Source organism: Ralstonia sp. 22086 (assembly GCF_052045975.1).
Classification (GTDB): domain Bacteria; phylum Pseudomonadota; class Gammaproteobacteria; order Burkholderiales; family Burkholderiaceae; genus Ralstonia; species Ralstonia wenshanensis.
In genome coordinates this window covers 456,739-475,258 of record NZ_JBQEPZ010000001.1, presented here as the reverse complement: position 1 = coordinate 475,258, position 18,520 = coordinate 456,739, and the positions used below count along the sequence as shown (strand labels likewise).

The window sequence follows — 18,520 nt, the reverse complement described above, 5'->3', positions numbered from 1 at the left end:
CGGCATGACACCAGAGAGAGGAGATGACAATGAAAAAACGAGTAACTGGCCCGCTGTGCGCGGCAATCGTGTGCGCGGCCGCTGGCGCCGCGCATGCACAAACCAACGTCACGCTGTACGGCCGCGTCGCCAGCGGCATCGACTACCAGAACAACGTCGCCCCCACCGCGACCTCGCCGGGCGGCAGCCTCTGGCGCGCCGCCGACAACCAGTGGGGGACCAGCATGTTCGGGTTCATGGGCAAGGAGGATCTCGGCGGTGGCCTGCAGGCACTCTTCCGGCTCGAGTCCGGTTTTGGTGCGGCCCAGGGCCGGACCAACGGCGACGCGCTCTTCAACCGCCGTTCGTACGTCGGCCTGTCGAGCCCGACCTGGGGCACGTTGACGGCCGGCAAGAACCTCTTCATCAGCAACGACGTCTGGTTCCTCGACCCGACCGGCCAGCAGTTCATCGGCTCGGCCACGCTGGTGCGCGGGCGCAACTGGCCGGGCGCCAACAACGTCGTCGAATACCAGAGCCCGACCTGGGGCGGCTTCCAGATCGGCCTGCAGACCGGCCTGGGCGAACAACCCGGCTCCTTCACCAACAGCCGCCGCGATGGCGTATCGGCCGTCTACAAGACGGGCCCGCTGGAAGTGCGCGCGATCTACGACGTGATCCGGGATGGCAACGGCAAGTTCAGCGACATCTTCAACTTCTCGAAGGAAGCGACGATCGGCGGTACGTACACCATCGGCAAGGCCAAGCTGTTTGCGGCGTATGAAAACCTGTCGGCGCCGGATGCCGCGGCGGGCGCCCCGACCAAGGCCAACCACTACTGGCTGGGCATCAACTACGAAGTCACGCCGGCGCTGACGCTGATCGGCGCGGCCTACCGTGTCAACGTGAACCATGGCGGCGGCAACGCCAACCTCTTCATGGCCGGCGCGAATTACAACCTGTCCAAGCGCACGATGCTGTACGCGAGCGTCGGTACCGTGCAGAACAGCGCCACCGCCAACTTCTCGGTGGAGGCGACCAACAACAACCCGGCCCCGGGCAAGAACCAGCTGGGTGCTTACACCGGTATCGTCCATTCGTTCTGACTTCTGGCTTCTGACTGAGCGTGACCTCCTGATCGCTCGGCTCCTTGTCGGCCCGCACTTGTGCGGGCTTTTTTTCTTCTGGGGAAGCCACTCGCGTGCGGGGAGATGCGGCGGCGCGAGCACTGGCGCAGGCGCATTCCTCGTCACCGCGCACGGAAACAAGCCGACCACAAAGCCAAGCCAGTGCAGGCTCCGCGGGGAGTCAGCGCGCATGGGCGAGGCGGTCCGTGCTCGGGCAACCTTTGTGCGACTGGCGTAAGATGCCGGCTCGATTTCGATCGCAGCTTGCGACACAAACGCCATGAATCTCCCGCTCTTACTCAATATCGCGACTTTCGTCGTCCTGCTGATCGCTCTGGGTCGCGTGAACGCGAACTGGAGTCTGGCCAAACGTGTGCTGCTGGGCATGGTGCTGGGCATCGTGTTCGGGCTGGCGCTGCACCTGATCTATGGCGACGACAGCGCGACGCTCAAGCCGTCGATCTCCTGGTTCAGCATCGTTGGCGGTGGCTATATCCAACTGCTGCAGATGATCGTCATGCCGCTGGTGCTGGTGTCGGTGCTGAACTCGGTGGCCAAGCTCAACAGCACGGCGTCGCTGGGCAAGATCAGCGTGCTGACAATCGGCACGCTGCTGCTCACGACGCTGATCTCCGCCCTGGTCGGGGTGTTCGTCACCCATCTGTTTGGCCTGACGGCGCAGGGGCTGGTGCAAGGCGCGCAGGAAACCGCACGGCTGACCGCCATCCAGGACAACTATGTCGGCAAGGTGGCCGACCTGTCTGTGCCGCAGCTGGTGCAGTCCTTCATTCCGAAGAACCCGTTTGCCGAGCTGACCGGCGCCAAGCCGACATCCATCATCGGCGTGGTGATCTTTGCCGCGTTCCTGGGCGTGGCGGCGTTGAACCTGCTCAAGGATGATGCGGTGAAGGGCCAGCGCGTGCTGACCGCCATCGACACCGCGCAGGCCTGGGTGATGAAGCTCGTGCGGCTCGTCATCCGCCTGACCCCTTACGGTGTGCTGGCGCTCATGACCAACGTGGTGGCCGTGTCCAACGTGCAGGACATCATCAAGCTTGGCGGTTTCGTGGTGGCCTCTTACCTTGGCCTGGCGATCATGTTTGGCGTGCATGCCGTGCTGCTCATGCTCAACGGCATCAATCCGCTTCGCTTCTTCCGCAAGGTCTGGCCGGCGCTGTCGTTCGCGTTCACGAGCCGATCGAGTGCCGCCACCATTCCGCTGAGCATCGAGGCGCAGACGCGGCGCATCGGCGTGCCGGAGTCGATCGCCAGCTTCGCCGCATCGTTTGGCACGACGATTGGCCAGAACGGCTGCGCAGGCCTGTATCCCGCCATGCTGGCAGTGATGGTGGCGCCCACCGTGGGCATCAACCCGTTCGATCCTGTGTGGATTGCAACGCTCGTGGCGGTGGTCACGCTCAGCTCGGTCGGCGTGGCGGGTGTGGGCGGCGGCGCCACGTTTGCAGCGTTGATCGTGCTGCCGGCGATGGGCTTGCCGGTGACGCTCGTCGCACTGCTGATCTCCATCGAACCGCTGATCGACATGGGCCGTACCGCGCTCAACGTCAACGGCTCGATGACCGCTGGGACGATCACCAGCCAGTTGCTGGGGCAGACCGATCGCAGTGTCTTCGATGCTGCCGATGACGTGGAGATGGCACACCGCTGATCTGCGCGTCGAAATAAAAAATGCCGGCCATGGGGTCGGCATTTTTTTTTGAGCGCAGGGCGGCTCAGCCGGGCGTCTGCGCCAGCTCGGTCAGCAGTTCCATGAACGCGCTGGCCAGTTCGCTGGGCGTCGCGGCGCTTCTGCGCAGCAGGCCGACGGGCTCCTTGGTGCCCGACGTGACGATGTCCAGACGGGCGAGTTGACCATGCGCCAGGTCGTCGCCCGCCGCGCGCTCAGGGGTGATCCACACCGCATCGGATCGGCACGCCAGCAACCGTGCGACGGACACCGAAAGCGTTTCCGTCACGCCCGCCGGCAAGCGCAGCCCGTGCGTCTGGAACAGCGCTTCGGTATGATGGCGCGGCACCGTGCCCGGCGTGGCGATCACCAGCGGGTAATCCAGCACAGCCTGCAACGAGGCTGACGCGCCGGGCTGTGTCAGCAGCGGATGCCCGGGCCGCACGATCAGCGCCAGCGGCTCTGCATACAGCAACTCGAACGACAGCCCCTGCATGCGGTCGGGCTCGGCCATGCGCCCGACGATGAAATCGAGTTCGCCGGCCTTGAGGGCGGTCAGCAACTCGACATTGGTGCCAGTGCGCAACCGCACGCCGGCATGTGGGCGCTGCGCGTGCAAATGGGCAATCGCCTGGGGCAGCAGGCTGCTGGCCACCGTGGGCAGCGCGCCCACCTGCACGACCGGCGCGGATGCGTCCGTCGATCCCATCAGCGCGGCGGTGGCTGATTCGAGCGCCTGCGTTACGCCCACCGCATGCCGCAGGAATTGCTCACCGGCCGCAGTGAGCCGTGCGCCTTGCCGGCCACGCTCGACGAGCTGCACGCCGGCCAACGCCTCCAGCTCACCGAGCGTTTTCGACACCGCCGGCTGGCTCAGATGCAACCGCTCGGCGGCGCGCCGCAGGTTGCGTTCCTGCGCGATGGCGACAAAGCAGCTCAGATGGCGAAACCGGATGCGGGACGGCAAGTCGGCCGAAAAGACGTTTTCCATAACTTGGAGTTATCGATTTTTCGATAAGAAGTCAATTTACTTCACTTTTTGTCGGCGATACAGTCTCTGCACGATTTCAACAGGAGACGCCCCATGACCCTGCCGCTTTCCGGCACCGGCGAATTCGCCCAGCGCGACACCGCGCAGCATCCGCCCGCACTGACCCCCGGCTACAAGACCAGCGTGCTGCGCTCGCCGCGCAATGCGCTCATCTCCACCCTGAATACGCTGTCGGAAACCACCGCACCGGTGTTCCGCGCCGACGACCTGGGCGCGCTCGACAACGACCTGATCCTCAACTACGCCAAGGAAGGCCTGCCGATCGGCGAGCGCATCATCGTCCACGGCTACGTGCGCGACGAGTTCGGCCGCCCGGTGCCGAACGCGCTGGTGGAGGTGTGGCAGGCCAACGCCGGCGGCCGCTACCGCCACAAGAAAGACCAGTACATCGCGCCGATCGACCCGAACTTTGGCGGCTGCGGCCGCATGCTCACGGATGCCAACGGCTACTACGTCTATCGCACCATCAAGCCGGGCCCATATCCATGGCGCAATCGCATCAACGACTGGCGCCCGTCGCACATCCATTACTCGCTCTCGGGCGATGGCTGGGCCCAGCGCCTCATCACGCAGATGTACTTCGAGGGCGATCCGATGATCGCGCAGTGTCCGATCATCAAGACCATCCCGAGCGAAGAGCAGGTGCGCGGTCTGATCGCGCTGCACGACACGGCGAACCACGTGCCGCTCGACAGCCGCTGCTACCGCTTCGACATCACGCTGCGCGGCCGCCGTGCCACGCATTTCGAAAACGCCGTGCCCGCCCTGCAAGGAGCCAAGTGATGACCACGACCACACTGCGCGAATCGCTCGAGCGTGCCCAGGCAACGGCCATGACGACAACGCCGCCATTCGCGCATTTCAACGAAACCGCCTCCCAGACGGGCGGCCCGTACGTGCACATCGGCCTTGCGCCGCGCCAGGCCGGCTTTGACATCTACGACAAGGAATTCGGCAGCACGCTGACGACACCCGCCACGCGCGGCGAACGCATCGCGCTGGAAGGGCGTGTCTACGATGGCTCCGGCTCGCTCGTGCGCGATGTGCTGATCGAGATCTGGCAGGCCAACGCCGATGGCAAATATGCGCATCCCGCTGATCGGCAAGACAAGCCTGTCGACCCGGCATTCCGTGGCTGGGGCCGCGCGGGAGCGGATTTCGATACGGGCGTCTATCGCTTCGACACCATCAAGCCGGGCGCTGTGGCGGGCCGCAGTGGTACCACGCAGGCACCGCACATCTGCATGATCCTGTTTGCGCGCGGCATCAACCTCGGCCTGCACACACGCGTGTACTTCAGCGACGAGGTCGCGGCCAACGGCACGGACCCGGTGCTGAACGGCATCGAGTGGGAAGTGCGCCGCAAGACGCTGATTGCCCAGCGCAGCGAGCGTAACGGCGAGGTGGTCTACACCTTTGACGTGCGCTTGCAAGACACGCCGGATGGCGGCGCGGAGACGGTGTTCTTCGATATCTGATCGTCGCATCACATCCAAAAGACGACGCCCGGCAGGTTCACACTGCCGGGCGTTGTTTTTGATGCGGGCAACAGGACTTTCAGCGGGACGTCATGCGGGCGTCGATAATGGGTGGATCGCCAGCCCGGCGTTTGACGACCCTGCCGTGACCCAGCTCACTCTTCCCGGATTCGAAGCCACCCCGCAGTTGCCCGCGCATCGCTTGTTTCTGGCGGTCAAGCCCGACGCCGAGACCGCAGGGCGCATAGCGCGCCTGATCGAACAATTGCGGCCCGTAGTGGGTTTCAAAGGCAAGGCGCTGCGTACGGAGCGCCTGCATGTCACGCTGCATCATCTGGGCGATTTCGTTCATCTGCCGCCTGACGATATCGTGGCGCGCGTGCGCGCAGCGGCGGACAGCCTGGCCTTGCCGGCATTCGATGCCACGTTCAACCAAGTGGTGAGCTTTCATGGCCGACGTGATCACCGGCCGTTTGTTCTCTTGGGCGATGAAGGTGTGGTCGGTTTGACGGCGTTTCAGGCGGCGCTGGGCGAGGCGCTCCAACATGCCGCCGTGCCCGTGCCGCACGGGACGTTCAAACCGCACATCACGCTGCTGTATGACCGCGGAGGCTTTGCGCCGAAGGCAATCGAACCCATCACGTGGAGGGTGCGCGAGTTCGTTCTCATCCATAGCTGGCTGGGCAAGACGCGTTACGACGAACTTGCCCGCTGGCCGCTCAAAAGCTGAGCGCCACCTCGTTACGCGCAGCCGTCCGGCCCGCAGACGGAGCCGTCGGCTTCGCTGGCCGGGGCGGGCGCGCCGATGTGCTGGGTCAGCGCCTGTGCCCAGTGCTCCGGATTGCCAAGCCACGGGCCCATGTCGATGATGCCGAGTTGGCCATCGGCATCCTCCAGCGCAAATGTCGGAAACCCCTGACCGCCCACACGATCGAGCCACTGCCGGCTTTGCGTGATGTGCTGCTGCGTGAGCGCACCGGTTTGTCGCGCATATTCCGCATCGAAGGCATCGGGCGACAGGCCGATCTCCGCTGCCAGCTCGCGCAGTACGGGCACATCTGCAATGCGCCGGCCTTCTTCGTAATGCGCGCGTTGGACGCGATGGATCATGTCGAGCCCGCGGCCGCCCAGCGCTTGCGCAGCAAGTACTGCGGTGATGGGTGGCTCCGAATCCATCGTGGCAGTGGTGTCGCGCAACAGGCCTTCAAAGTAGGCCTCGCCAAAGGGCTGGCCGGTCAATTCTGCAATGCGGTGGTCGTGCGGCATTACGTAGTCGCGCCACTGGGGCGTCACCGCGCGGCGGTTCGTGCCAGCAAGCATGCCGCCGCCGTGGAAGGCGATCGTCAGGCCCGGCACCGTGCGCGCCGCTTCCACCAGCGGTGCGGCGCCGTAGCACCAGCCGCACAGCGGGTCGTAGATGTAATGCAACGTCGTCATGTTGTTTCCCCGGTGATTGGCCAGCTTACTGCGGCCACTTCATTTCGCCCTTGATGACCTTGGCGCTCAACTCCAGCGATGCGTCGCCGGCCAGCGTCGGGTACGCGGCCTTCATTGCCTTGATCAGCTCCGCCGAGTTGTTGGCCTTGGCGGCCTGCACCTCGAATGTCTTGAGGTAATCGGCTGTAAAGCGGACCGCCTCCAGCCCCTTGGGCATCGCCCCGGTGAAGTGGCCCGGCACCACCGTCGTCGGCTTGAGCGCCGTGATGTTGTCCAGCGTCTGCAACCAGCCCAGGCGGGATTCGCGCGTTTGCGTGTCGGCTACCCAAACGTGGTCACCGCTGTTGACGACCACGCCGCCGGCCACGGTCTTGATGGACGGAATCCACAGATAGGTGCGTGCCGCGTCCGGGCCGTTCAGCCCCTTGATCTCGATGGTGCGGCCTTCCAGCGTGAGGTGGTCGGCGTGCAGCACGTCGGGCAGCACGAGCGTCTTGGGCGCATTGTCCTTCAGGATCGGACCCCAGTAGGCGAGCTTGCCGTTCATTGATGTCTTGATGGCCGCCACGGTCTGCGGCGTGGCGACGATCTTTGCTTTCGGGAATGCCGCGCGTATGACATCCAGCCCGAAGTAATAATCCGGATCGCTCTGGCTGATATAGACCGTAGTGAGCGTCTTGCCGCTGGCCTTGAGTTTCTGCACGAGCGCTTGCGCGTCGCTGCGCTGGAATTGCGCGTCGACCAGGACCGCCTCGTGCGCGCCGGTGATGATTTCCGACGACACCGGGAAGACGCCCTTGTCGCCGGGGTTGTAGACCTCGAGGTGCAACGGCGCCGGTGCGGCAGCGTGGGAAACAACGCCGACGCTGACAAGGGCTGCGGCAAGCAGGGCGCGGAGCAGGGACATCGGGTTTCTCCAGTTGGATGTGGTGAGTACGATGCCGCTACTGTAGGTTGCTTGATCCGATCGAAAAACCGCCTAATATGCGCATATTTGTTTTGCCAATCGATCAAATATGGATCGCATCACGTCAGCCGAAGTGTTCGTGGCGATTGTCGAGCGCGGCAGCCTGAGTGCCGCCGCTGAAGGGCTCGACATGTCGCGCGCGATGGTCACGCGTTATCTGGCAGAGATGGAGGCGTGGTCCGGGGCGCGCCTGCTGCACCGGACCACGCGCCGCATCGGCCTGACACCGGCCGGTGAAGTGACGCTCGCGCGCTGCCGCCAGATGCTGGAAATCGCGTCACAGATGGCCGTGGCGGATGGTCTCGAAGCCGATACGCCGCGCGGTCTGCTGCGCATTGCCTGCGCGCAGTCCCTGGCGCAGCAGACGTTGAGCGTGGCGGTGACGGCCTACCTGCGGCGCTATCCGCAAACGGCGGTCGATCTGGTGGTCGACAACCGCACCATCAACCTCGTGGAGGAGCGCATCGACCTGGCCGTGCGCATTACCAATGACCTCGACCCGAACCTGATTGCGCGGCCGCTGGGCACGTGTGAGTCCGTCGTTGTTGCGGCGCCGTCGTACCTGGCCGCGCATGGCACACCGCGCCGCGTGGAGGATCTGGCTATTCACAACTGCCTGACGTATTCGTACTTTGGCAAAAGCCTGTGGAAGTTCACGGATGCGAAGACGGGTGCCCCGTCGGACGTGCCGGTGGGCGGCAATCTGAGTGCGAATGAGTCGATGGTGTTATTGACAGCGGCGCGGGAGGGCGCAGGCATTGCGCTGCAGCCGGTGTTTGCTGCCGCGCCGCTGATCGCAAGCGGGCAACTCGTGCGCCTGCTGCCCGACCACGTGCCGCAGGCGCTGGGCATTCACGGCGTGTACAGCTCGCGCAGGCAGATGCCGGCGGCGCTGCGGGCCATGCTGGATTTTCTGGTGGACTGGTTCAAGGCGCAGCCGAACGTCATGGGAGTCAAGTGATCGGCCCGGAAGATTTCCCGCGTATCGCCAGCAGCCCCAACGCCAGCACACAGAACACCGCACCCGCGTGGAACGTTGCGGCTGCGCCCAGCTTGTCCCACAGCAGCCCGGCCAGAACGCTGGCGCCCAACATGGCCAGCCCGCTTACCAGGTTGAACATGCCGTAAGCGGTGCCGCGCAAGTCGGCCGGTGCGGTATCGGCGATCATGGTTGCCAGCAAGCCCTGCGTGATGCCCATATGCACGCCCCACAACGCCACGCCCGCGATCACCACGCTCCAGTGGGCAGACAGGCCAAGCACCACATCCGCGGCAATCAGCACCACCAGCCCGAGCGCCAGCAGCTTCGTATGGCTCATGCGGTCTGAGAGCTTGCCGAACGGATACGCGGCCAGCGCATAGACGACGTTCATCGCCACCATGACCAGGGGCACCAGTGCCACGGGAATGCCGCCTTGCTGTGCACGCAGGACCAGAAAGGCCTCGGAAAAACGTGCAAGTGTGAAGACTGCGCCGATCATCACCACCCACCAGTACGCGCCGTTCAGCCGCTGGAGGTTGTCGCGGCGGATGGGGTTGGTGCGGCGCGCGCCGTCGTGGGTCTCGGGCTCGCGCAGGCCAAACATCAGCAGCGCTACGGACAACAGTGCCGGCACCACGGCCACCCAGAACACGGCGCGAAAATCATCGGCCCACAGCAGCATCAGCCCGACGGCCAGAAGCGGCCCCAGAAATGCGCCCACGGTATCGAGCGCCTGCCGTAGCCCGAAGGCCGCGCCGCGCAGCGCAGGCGGGGCAATGTCGGCGACCAGCGCATCGCGCGGTGCACCGCGGATGCCTTTGCCGAGGCGGTCCACCAGGCGCGCCGTCAGCACAACGCCGGCCGTGGGCGCCATGGCGAACAGCGGCTTGGACAGCGCGCCCAGCGCATAGCCGAACGCCGCCAGGCCCTTGCGCTTGCCAAGGTAGTCGCTCAGCGTGCCGGAGAAAATCTTGACGATGAGCGCAGTCGATTCGCCCAGCCCCTCGATCAGGCCGACCGACAAGGCACTTGCTCCCAGCACTGACACCATGAACAGCGGCAGCAAGCTGTGGATCATCTCGGAGGCGATGTCCATCAGCAGGCTGACGCAGCCCAGCACCCAGATGCCGGTGGGAATCTGGCGCAGGCCGCCGGGCGGCTTTACATCGGTTGGGGAGGATGTCATGGCGAGTTGCTTTGGCTTGGTCGCGCGCGTCAGGCGAACGGCGCAAAGAGGCTGTTGAGCTTGGCCCCGCTGGCGGCATCGCGTGCAAAGTTGAACGTGCCGGCGGTGCGCAGTTCTTCCGCTGCACGCTGGAACGCGCCCATGGCCACGCGCGCCAGCGTGGCGCCCACGCTGATGCGCTTGACGCCCAGTTCGGTCAACTTGGCCACGCTCAGGTTGCCGTCGGCAAAGCCCATCAGCACATTGAGCGGGCGATCGATCTCGCGCAGGACGGTGGCGATCTCGTCGCGCGTTTTCAGGCCTGGGGCGTAGAGCACGTCGGCGCCGGCGTCCTGGAAGGCCTGCAGGCGGCGGATCGTATCGGCCAGATCGTCGCGGCCGTGCAGGTGGTTCTCGGCGCGCGCGGTGAGCGTGAACGGAAACGGCAGCGAGCGCGCGGCCTCCACCGCGGCGCGAATGCGTTCAACCGAAGCTTCCAGCGAATAGATGGGCGCATCTGCGCGGCCCGTGGCGTCTTCAATCGAGCCGCCGACGATGCCGGTGGCGCCTGCCAGGCGGATCGTCTCAGCCACGGTTTCCGGCGTATCGCCAAAGCCGTTCTCCAGGTCGGCAGCCATCGGTACGTCCGTGGCGGCAGCGAGGTCCGCCACATGCGCGAGGATGGTGTCGCGGCCGACGCCATAGTCGGGCAGCCCGCGCGAGAACGCGAAGCCCGCGCTGGTGCTGGTCAACGCTTCGAAGCCGAGCGATGCCAGCAGCCGGGCCGAGCCCGGGTCCCACGGGTTGGGGATCACGAAGGTGCCGCTGCGCTCGTGCAGCGTGCGGAAGGCGTGAGCTTTTTCGATCTGGGTCGGCATGGGCTATCCGGTGTGAAGTGGATAAGGGTTGGACTGCAATGCTGCGGCACAGGCGAGCGCATCGTCCAGGCGGTCATTGCCCCAGAACATCGCGTCGCCGACAAAGAACATGGGAGCGCCAAAGATGCCACGAATCTGCGCGGCGTGCGTTTGCTCGCGCAGGTGGGGCTTGCTGGCGTCGGACTGGGCCTGGGCGAGGATGGCGTCGGCCGGCAATCCGAGTGCCGTCAGTTCTTCGGCCACTGCGTCGGGCGTATGGATGTCGCGGTCCTGCGCGAAATTGCGCAGCATGATCCGCTGGCAGAAGGCGCCGATCCACGGCGTGTCTGCACCGAGCACCGCAACGCGCAGCGGCAGGACGGAGGCGCGCGGAAACGTGCTCGGCTGCGTCCACGGCAAACCGTGCTTGGTGCATTCGCGCGCCATGTCCTGCCAGACGTAATGGCCTTTGGCCTGCTGCAGCACGAACGGCGAACTCGCCCAGCCGAGCGACTGGAAGATCGGCCCCAGCAGGAACGGTTTCCACACCACGCGCACGCCGAGTTGTGCCGCAGCGGCCTCGATGCGCATCACGCTCAGATAGCTGTAATTGCTCGCGAAGTCGAACCAGAACTCGACGGCGGGCGCGGGGACGAGCGCTTCCCATGTGGCGTTGTAAGCGGCGGGCTCGGGTGCTGCGGTCTGCGGTCGGGCGAGGGCGTCCATGCGGCCTCCAGCGTGATGTCGTTGGCCGCATTACACGTGGGGCGCGGTGTGCGTTCAAACGCCTTTCATGCAAGTTCGGATGCGCCAGACGCATGCGTGGCCTGGGTGGCCGCTTCTGAACAGATCCAGGCGGCCACATCGCGCACGTCGCGGCGCGGGTTCGGCTCGGACTGGATCAGCCAGTACGCATGCGTGTTACGCACGCCGGGGGCGATGGTCGGTACGGTGACCAGACGGCCGTCGGCCAGCAGCGGCGCGATCAACTCCAGACGCCCGAGCGCGATGCCCTGGCCGGCCACCGCTGCATGGATGATCTGGTCGTGCTGGTTGAAGCGCAGCACGGTGCGCGGCTTGGCGTGGCTCCAGCCGGCGGCGGCCAGCCAGTCTGTCCACTGCAGCCAGGGGCGGCGCAGGTCGCGGTCGTCAAAGTCGAGCAGCGTCAGGCCCGCAAGCGCCTCGGCGGAATCCAGCGAGCGCAGCCCCAGCGACGGATGCGCGACCGGCGCAACGGTCTCCCCAAACAGCCGGATTGCGCCGGGCGGTGCATCGGTCGGTGGGCAATACCGGATGGCAAGCTCGATCCCTTCGTTCTTCAGGTCGACGAGCCGGTTGTTGGTGGCCACGCGCACGTCGATGTCGGGGTATTGCAGCTGGAAGCGCGCCAGGCGCGGCAGCAGCCACAGGCCGGTCACGCCGATGCTGGCGGTGATCGTCACCGGCCGCCGTTCGGCCGCCACGCGAATGGCGCCGATGGCGTCCTGCAACTGCTGCACGGCACTGTCGGCGCTACGGAACAGGCGTTCACCTTCGGGCGTGAACGCGATCGAGCGGTGCCCGCGCACCAGCAGCTTCACACCCAGCGCGTCCTCCAGCGCAGACACCTGCCGGCTCACGGCCGATTGCGTCAGACACAGATCATCGGCGGCGAGCGTGATACTCATGCGCCGGCCTACCGCGACGAAGCCGCGCAACAAGTCCAGGGAGGCCAACCGAACCAGGGGAGTCGACATGCGTTTTCCTCATGCAAGGCGTTCTCAAAGATCAGTTGAGAAGCCGGATAGGGCGAAGTTTAATAAGCCATCGGACGACATTCCAGCCAAATACGCATTCGGCACGCTTGCAAAGCAGGAATGTCAGTCACATCGGAGAAAAACGCTCATGACCTCGAAATCTCTTACGCAATCGCCTTGGTTGCCGGTCTTGGCCGGCGGGGCGGTGATCGGCGTGGCGTTGGGCATTCGGCACGTGCAAGGTCTCTTCCTCGTGCCCGTCACGATGGACCATGGCTGGACACGCGAAACCTTTGGCCTGGCGATCGCGTTGCAAAACCTCATCTGGGGCGCGGCACAGCCTTTTGCAGGCATGCTGGCAGACCGCTACGGGGCGGCCAAGGTGGTGGTTGCCGGCATCGTCGTCTACGCGCTTGGTTTGCTGCTGATGGCACATGCGGGCACGCCGCTGGGCTTCACGCTCTCGGCCGGCGGGCTGATCGGGCTGGGGCTGTCAGGCACGTCGTTCGGCGTCGTGTATGGCGCAATCAGCCGATTGACGCCGCCCGAGCGGCGTAGCTGGGCGCTGGGCGTGGCGGGCGCCGTGGGCGGAGTCGGCCAGTTCGTGATGGTGCCGACCGCACAGGGTTTGCTGAGCACGGTGGGCTGGGTGACGGCGTTGGTCGTCATGGCGGTGATCATGGCGATGTTCGTGCCGCTGGCCACGCCGCTGCGCGAAAAGGCATCGACTGCCGCCGCGCAGGAGGCGCATCAAAGCATGGGCGCGGCCATCCGCGAGGCCTTTGCCCACCGCGGTTTCTGGCTGCTGAATCTTGGGTTCCTGACGTGCGGATTCCAGCTCGCCTTTATCGGTGCGCACATGCCGGCGTATCTGCTCGACAAGGGGCTCACCGGCCGGCACGGCATGATCGCCCTGGCGCTGATTGCCGCCGCCAACATCGTCGGCACGTATTACTGCGGTGCGTTGGGCGGGCTGTTCCGGCGCAAGTATCTGCTGTCGTTGCTGTACCTGATTCGCACGGCGGCGATTGCGCTGTTCATCCTGCTGCCGCTGTCGCCGGCAACGTTGTATGCGTTTGCCATCGTGATGGGCCTGCTGTGGCTCGGCACGGTACCGCTGACGAACGGGCTGCTGTCGCAGGTGTTTGGCGTGCGCTACATCGGCACGCTGTTCGGCTTCGTGTTCCTCGGCCACCAGATCGGCGCGTTCCTGGGCGTTTGGCTGGGCGGCGTGGTGTACGACCACCTGCATTCCTACGATGCGATCTGGTTTGGCGCGATGGTGCTCGGCGTGGTGGCTGCGCTGCTGCACTGGCCGATCGACGATCGCCAACTTGCGCGCACGCCGGTGGCGCAACCGGCATGAAGGCGCGCCTGACGCGATGGACGGCATGGGCGCTGGCGGCGGCCGGCGCCGCCTTCATTTTTGCGGCATGGCTGACCCCAGAGGGCGCATTTTCCTTTGTGACGTTGGCGTCCTTCTGCGGGTAGCGCGACGCGATGGCCCGATTTATGAAACAATATCTGGTTAATCACTAGTGGGCACTGGTACGGTTTGCGCGGGAATTACGTCGCTTTTGCGCCGTTCTCCTGTGAATGCCACCGTTCAGACATGACTTACGCCGTCAAGGAAATTTTCTACACGCTGCAAGGCGAGGGTGCCAACACCGGCCGCGCAGCCGTCTTCTGCCGCTTTGCCGGCTGCAATCTCTGGAGTGGGCGCGAAGCCGATCGCGCCACCGCCGTCTGCCAGTTCTGTGACACCGACTTCGTCGGCACGGACGGCACGCAAGGCGGCAAATACCCCACCGCCGACGCACTTGCCGATACCGTTGCAGCCGAATGGCCGGCCGACGCCACGGGCGGCAAACCGCTCGTCATCTGCACCGGCGGCGAGCCGCTGCTGCAACTCGACACGCCGCTGATCGACGCGTTGCACGCACGCAGCTTCGAAATCGCCATCGAAACCAACGGCACCATCGCCGTGCCGGAAGGCATCGACTGGGTGTGCGTGAGCCCCAAGATGGGCTCCGAACTCGTCGTCACGCGTGGCGACGAGCTGAAGGTGGTGATCCCGCAAGACGGGCAGAATCTCGACGCATACGAACGGCTGGATTTCCAGCATTTCTTCCTGCAGGCCATGGACGGCCCGCTTGCCCGGCAGAATACGGCGGCAGCCGTTGCGCTGTGCCAGCGCCGGCCGCGCTGGCGCCTGTCGCTGCAAACCCATAAGATGCTGGGCATCCGCTAAGGCGGGCGCAGCACTTTGTCCCCGGTTTTCTGCCGGTTCCAGCCGTTTCGCGGCGCCCGCTGCCGCCACCTTGCTCCATGACCAAGACCGTTTCCATCACGCGCCGGCTCGAATTTGATGCCGGCCACCGCATCCCTGGCCATGCTGGCCAGTGCCGCAACCTGCACGGCCATCGCTATCAGCTCGAACTCACGCTCGAAGGCGTTGTCCTGCACAACGACAAGGCTGCCGACGACGGCATGATTCTCGACTTCGGCGACGTCAAGCAGCTCGCCAACAAGCACCTCGTCGACCTCTGGGATCACGCCTTCCTCGTCTATCGCGGCGATACCAAGCTTGTTGAATTCCTGAACGATATGGAAGGCGGTCACAAGACCGTCGTGCTGAATGACGTGCCCACCGTCGAGAACCTCGCGCAGATTGCGTTCGACATTCTCGAGCCAGTGTTTCGCAACACGTTTGGGCACCATCTGCGTCTGTCCAAGCTGGTGCTGTACGAAACCCCGAACTGCTGGGCCGACGTGAAGCTCGCGCGCCCGCACGAGCAGGATTGATTCGATAACACCGGATCGCATGACCACACCGCACGTCCTCACCCCACCTGCCGACATGTCCGCCCACGAGCGCGACGGCTACTGGATGCAGCAGGCGCTCGTGCAGGCCAAGTTCGCATGGGGGCAGGGCGAGGTGCCGGTGGGTGCGGTGGTCGTGCGCGGTAACGAGATCGTCGGCGTCGGCTACAACGCGCCGATCGGCACGCATGATCCATCCGCGCATGCCGAAATGCGCGCCCTGCGCCAGGCCGCCGAAAATCTCGGCAACTACCGCCTGCCTGATTGTGAGGTCTTCGTGACACTGGAGCCGTGCGTGATGTGCGCCGGCGCCATGCTGCATGCCCGCGTGGCGCGCGTCGTGTATGGCGCGCCCGACCCCAAAACGGGTGCAGCCGGCAGCATCCTCGACCTGTTTGCAGAAACGCGTCTGAACCACCAGACCGCCATCGCCGGCAGTGTGCTCGCGCAGGAATGCGGCGACATGCTGCGCGCCTTCTTCGCCGAGCGCCGCGCGAGCCAGAAGGCCGCACGCCTGGCGTCCACCGAACCCGACGAATCCGCCACATGACCACTGTCCGCCTGATTGCGCCTTCCGGTTATCCGAACGATGCGGCCATTGCCGAGCGCGGCGTGGCGGCGTTGGAAGCGCAGGGCTGCACGGTCGTCAACCTTGAATGCTTGAGCCGGCAGCATCAGCGTTTTGCGGGTGGCGAACTTGCGCGATTGGCTGACCTGCACCAGATCGGCACGGGTCCTGGCCAGGAAATCGCCATGGCAATCCGCGGGGGGTACGGCCTCACGCGCTTGCTGGACCATATCGACTTCATTGACATCGGTCGTCGCGCGCAGGCGACGGACGCCATCATCGTGGGGCACAGCGATTTCACCGTGTTCTCGCTGGCGTACCTGGCGGCTACGGGCGGCGTGACGTTTGCCGGCCCGCACGTGTGTTCGGACTTCGGGCTGGAAAACATCGACCCATTCATGGTCGAGCACTTCTGGGGCATTTTGCGCAACCCGACCTATGCATTGCGCGTGGATGTGCCGCAACCGAATGGTTGCGCGCGGCCTGGCCGCTACGCTGGCACGCTCTGGGGCGGCAACCTGGCCATGCTGTGCAGCCTCATCGGCACGCCGTATCTGCCGGATATCCGCGACGGCGTCCTGTTTGTTGAAGACATCAACGAGCATCCGTACCGCGTGGAACGCATGCTGCTGCAGTTACAGCAAGCCGGCGTGCTGGAGACGCAGCAGGCGCTGGTGCTGGGTGACTTCTCGGGCTATCGCACCACGCCTTACGACGCCGGCTACGATTTCGACGCCATGCGCGATTACTTGGCCGAACGCCTGTCGATTCCGGTCGTTACAGGTTTGCCGTTCGGCCATTGCCCGACCAAGGCGACGCTGCCGATTGGCGCACAGGCCGAGCTGGATGTCGACGCCACGGGCTTTACGCTGCACTTGTCGGGGTATCCGACACTGAAGGCATAAGCCCCCGGCCATCCGGGTCACGTCCGGGTGGTAAAATGTCAGGTTCCCCAAATGGCGACGGCCAAGTGCTTGCCGCGTCAGATCACCGCTTTCCAAATCAAGGTTTCAACGTGCTTTCCACCGCCAACATCACCATGCAGTTCGGGCCCAAGCCCTTGTTCGAGAACATCTCGGTCAAGTTTGGCGAGGGCAATCGCTATGGCCTGATCGGCGCCAACGGCTGCGGCAAGTCGACCTTCATGAAGATCCTGGGCGGCGATCTGGAGCCCAGCTCCGGCAACGTGATCCTGGAGCCAGGCGTGCGCCTGGGCAAGCTGCGTCAGGACCAGTTCGCCTACGAAGACATGCGCGTGCTGGATGTTGTGATGATGGGCCACACCGAAATGTGGGCCGCCGCGCAGGAGCGCGATGCCATCTACGCGAACCCGGAAGCGACCGACGACGACTACATGAAGGCCGCCGACCTGGAGGCCAAGTACGCCGAATACGACGGCTACACCGCCGAAGCGCGTGCCGGTGAACTGCTGATGGGCGTGGGCATTCCGACCGACCAGCACAACGGCACGATGAGCAACGTCGCGCCCGGCTGGAAGCTGCGCGTGCTGCTGGCACAGGCGCTGTTCTCGAACCCGGACGTGCTGCTGCTGGACGAGCCGACCAACAACCTCGACATCAACACGATCCGCTGGCTGGAATCGGTGCTCAACGAGCGCAACTCCACCATGATCATCATCTCCCACGATCGCCACTTCCTGAACTCGGTCTGCACGCACATGGCCGACATGGACTACGGCACGCTCAAGGTCTACCCGGGCAATTACGACGACTACATGGAAGCCTCCCTGCAGGCGCGCGAACGCCTGCAGGCTGCTAACGCGCGGGCCAAGGAGCGCATCTCCGACCTGCAGGACTTCGTGCGCCGCTTCTCGGCCAACAAGTCCAAGGCACGCCAGGCTACGTCGCGCCTGAAGATGATCGACAAGATCAAGGTGGAAGACATCAAACCGTCGTCGCGCCAGAACCCCTTCGTCCGTTTCGAGATGGAGAAGAAGCTGCACAACCTAGCGGTGGAAACCGAGAACGCACGCAAGACATACGACCGCAAGATTTTCGATGGCCTGACCATGGCCGTGCGTGCGGGCGAGCGGATTGCCATCATCGGTGAGAACGGCGCGGGTAAGACCACGCTGCTGCGCTGCCTGCTGAACGGCGCCGTGAAGACCGGCGTGCAGCGCGGCATCGAGATCGACGGTGGCACCGTCAAGTGGGCCGAGAACGCCAATGTCGGCTACATGCCGCAGGACACCTACGAAGAATTCCCCGAAGACCGCGACCTGATGGACTGGATGAGCCAGTGGACGCAGGCCGGTGACGATGACCAATCGCTGCGCGGCACGATGGGCCGCCTGCTGTTCTCGGCCGACGACATCAAGAAGAGCGTGAAGGTGCTTTCCGGTGGCGAGAAGGGCCGCATGATCTGGGGCAAGCTGATGCTGGGCCGCCACAACGTGCTGGCGCTGGACGAGCCGACCAACCACATGGACATGGAATCCATCGAGTCGCTGCAGATCGCGCTGGACAAGTTCGAAGGCACGCTGATCTTCGTGTCGCACGATCGCGAGTTGATTAGCGCCCTGGCCACGCGCGTAATCGAAGTGTGCCCGGACGGCACGCTCACCGACTACCTCGGCACCTACGACGAATACCTGCAGAGCCAGGGCGTCGAAGTCTGAGCGCCGATCCTCTGCCGTCACGAAG

General features: G+C 64.9%; 19 protein-coding genes. 12 read left to right on the top strand and 7 right to left on the bottom strand.

The annotated features are described in order from the left end of the window. Positions 1-29: 29 nt before the first annotated feature. Positions 30-1,085: a porin gene (locus tag ACTJK6_RS02200; RefSeq protein ID WP_232042758.1), complete on the top strand. Its 1,056-nt coding sequence runs from the start codon at positions 30-32 to the stop codon at positions 1,083-1,085. A 301-nt stretch (positions 1,086-1,386) separates the two neighbouring features. Beyond that, the gene (locus ACTJK6_RS02195) at positions 1,387-2,775 is read left to right on the top strand and encodes an L-cystine transporter (RefSeq protein WP_440838240.1); all 1,389 of its coding nucleotides are present in this window, start codon (positions 1,387-1,389) and stop codon (positions 2,773-2,775) included. Positions 2,776-2,839: 64 nt separating this feature from the next. On the opposite strand, the gene pcaQ is transcribed toward ACTJK6_RS02195, so the two are convergent. Further along, positions 2,840-3,784: a pca operon transcription factor PcaQ gene (gene pcaQ / locus ACTJK6_RS02190; protein ID WP_440838239.1), complete on the bottom strand. Its 945-nt coding sequence runs from the start codon at positions 3,782-3,784 to the stop codon at positions 2,840-2,842. A 93-nt stretch (positions 3,785-3,877) separates the two neighbouring features. Here pcaQ and pcaH point away from each other — a divergent pair, with 93 nt between their 5' ends. The 3 genes from pcaH (at position 3,878) to thpR (ending at position 6,052) form a co-directional block, all read left to right on the top strand. Then, entirely contained in the window at positions 3,878-4,627 is a 750-nt protein-coding gene (pcaH, locus tag ACTJK6_RS02185; RefSeq protein WP_009238204.1) for a protocatechuate 3,4-dioxygenase subunit beta, read from the top strand. Continuing rightward, entirely contained in the window at positions 4,627-5,322 is a 696-nt protein-coding gene (gene pcaG / locus ACTJK6_RS02180) for a protocatechuate 3,4-dioxygenase subunit alpha (protein WP_232042761.1), read from the top strand. Before pcaH ends, pcaG begins: the two co-directional genes overlap by 1 nt. Positions 5,323-5,383: 61 nt before the next feature. Continuing rightward, on the top strand, positions 5,384-6,052 hold the full coding sequence (gene thpR, locus ACTJK6_RS02175) for an RNA 2',3'-cyclic phosphodiesterase (RefSeq protein ID WP_440838238.1): 669 nt from the start codon (positions 5,384-5,386) through the stop codon (positions 6,050-6,052). A gap of 11 nt (positions 6,053-6,063) precedes the next feature. Here the strand turns inward: thpR and ACTJK6_RS02170 are convergent, their stop codons facing one another. Both ACTJK6_RS02170 and ACTJK6_RS02165 read right to left on the bottom strand, forming a co-directional pair. Further along, a complete protein-coding gene (locus ACTJK6_RS02170) occupies positions 6,064-6,759 on the bottom strand; it encodes a DsbA family protein (protein WP_440838237.1) in 696 nt (231 codons plus the stop codon). Between the two features lie 25 nt (positions 6,760-6,784). Next, a complete protein-coding gene (locus ACTJK6_RS02165) occupies positions 6,785-7,666 on the bottom strand; it encodes an MBL fold metallo-hydrolase (protein ID WP_440818562.1) in 882 nt (293 codons plus the stop codon). A gap of 109 nt (positions 7,667-7,775) precedes the next feature. Here ACTJK6_RS02165 and ACTJK6_RS02160 point away from each other — a divergent pair, with 109 nt between their 5' ends. Beyond that, a complete protein-coding gene (locus ACTJK6_RS02160; protein WP_232042765.1) occupies positions 7,776-8,687 on the top strand; it encodes a LysR family transcriptional regulator in 912 nt (303 codons plus the stop codon). On the opposite strand, the gene ACTJK6_RS02155 is transcribed toward ACTJK6_RS02160, so the two are convergent. The 4 genes from ACTJK6_RS02155 to ACTJK6_RS02140 form a co-directional block, all read right to left on the bottom strand. Further along, the gene (locus ACTJK6_RS02155) at positions 8,680-9,894 is read right to left on the bottom strand and encodes an MFS transporter (RefSeq protein WP_232042766.1); all 1,215 of its coding nucleotides are present in this window, start codon (positions 9,892-9,894) and stop codon (positions 8,680-8,682) included. The two genes, ACTJK6_RS02160 and ACTJK6_RS02155, sit on opposite strands and share 8 nt — an antisense overlap. Positions 9,895-9,923: 29 nt before the next feature. Beyond that, entirely contained in the window at positions 9,924-10,751 is an 828-nt protein-coding gene (locus ACTJK6_RS02150; RefSeq protein WP_440838236.1) for an isocitrate lyase/PEP mutase family protein, read from the bottom strand. A gap of 3 nt (positions 10,752-10,754) precedes the next feature. Then, a complete protein-coding gene (locus tag ACTJK6_RS02145) occupies positions 10,755-11,456 on the bottom strand; it encodes a 2-hydroxychromene-2-carboxylate isomerase (RefSeq protein WP_440838235.1) in 702 nt (233 codons plus the stop codon). A gap of 65 nt (positions 11,457-11,521) precedes the next feature. Next, positions 11,522-12,466, bottom strand: coding sequence for a LysR substrate-binding domain-containing protein (locus ACTJK6_RS02140; RefSeq protein ID WP_433867290.1), 945 nt, complete (start codon positions 12,464-12,466; stop codon positions 11,522-11,524). A gap of 148 nt (positions 12,467-12,614) precedes the next feature. On the opposite strand from ACTJK6_RS02140, the gene ACTJK6_RS02135 reads away from it, so the two are divergent. The 6 genes from ACTJK6_RS02135 (at position 12,615) to ACTJK6_RS02110 (ending at position 18,495) form a co-directional block, all read left to right on the top strand. After that, the gene (locus ACTJK6_RS02135; protein ID WP_343617942.1) at positions 12,615-13,832 is read left to right on the top strand and encodes an MFS transporter; all 1,218 of its coding nucleotides are present in this window, start codon (positions 12,615-12,617) and stop codon (positions 13,830-13,832) included. Positions 13,833-14,078: 246 nt separating this feature from the next. Further along, on the top strand, positions 14,079-14,717 hold the full coding sequence (gene queE, locus ACTJK6_RS02130; RefSeq protein WP_232042771.1) for a 7-carboxy-7-deazaguanine synthase: 639 nt from the start codon (positions 14,079-14,081) through the stop codon (positions 14,715-14,717). Between the two features lie 77 nt (positions 14,718-14,794). Further along, complete coding sequence (gene queD, locus ACTJK6_RS02125) at positions 14,795-15,271, top strand: 6-carboxytetrahydropterin synthase QueD (protein ID WP_232042772.1); 477 nt, start codon at positions 14,795-14,797, stop codon at positions 15,269-15,271. A 19-nt stretch (positions 15,272-15,290) separates the two neighbouring features. After that, on the top strand, positions 15,291-15,839 hold the full coding sequence (gene tadA, locus ACTJK6_RS02120) for a tRNA adenosine(34) deaminase TadA (RefSeq protein ID WP_232042773.1): 549 nt from the start codon (positions 15,291-15,293) through the stop codon (positions 15,837-15,839). Then, a complete protein-coding gene (gene ldcA / locus ACTJK6_RS02115) occupies positions 15,836-16,762 on the top strand; it encodes a muramoyltetrapeptide carboxypeptidase (RefSeq protein ID WP_232042774.1) in 927 nt (308 codons plus the stop codon). Before tadA ends, ldcA begins: the two co-directional genes overlap by 4 nt. Before the next feature lie 110 nt (positions 16,763-16,872). Further along, positions 16,873-18,495 carry an ABC-F family ATPase gene (locus ACTJK6_RS02110; protein ID WP_440838234.1) on the top strand — a complete coding sequence of 541 codons (1,623 nt, stop codon included), beginning with the start codon at positions 16,873-16,875 and terminating at the stop codon, positions 18,493-18,495. Positions 18,496-18,520: the final 25 nt, after the last annotated feature.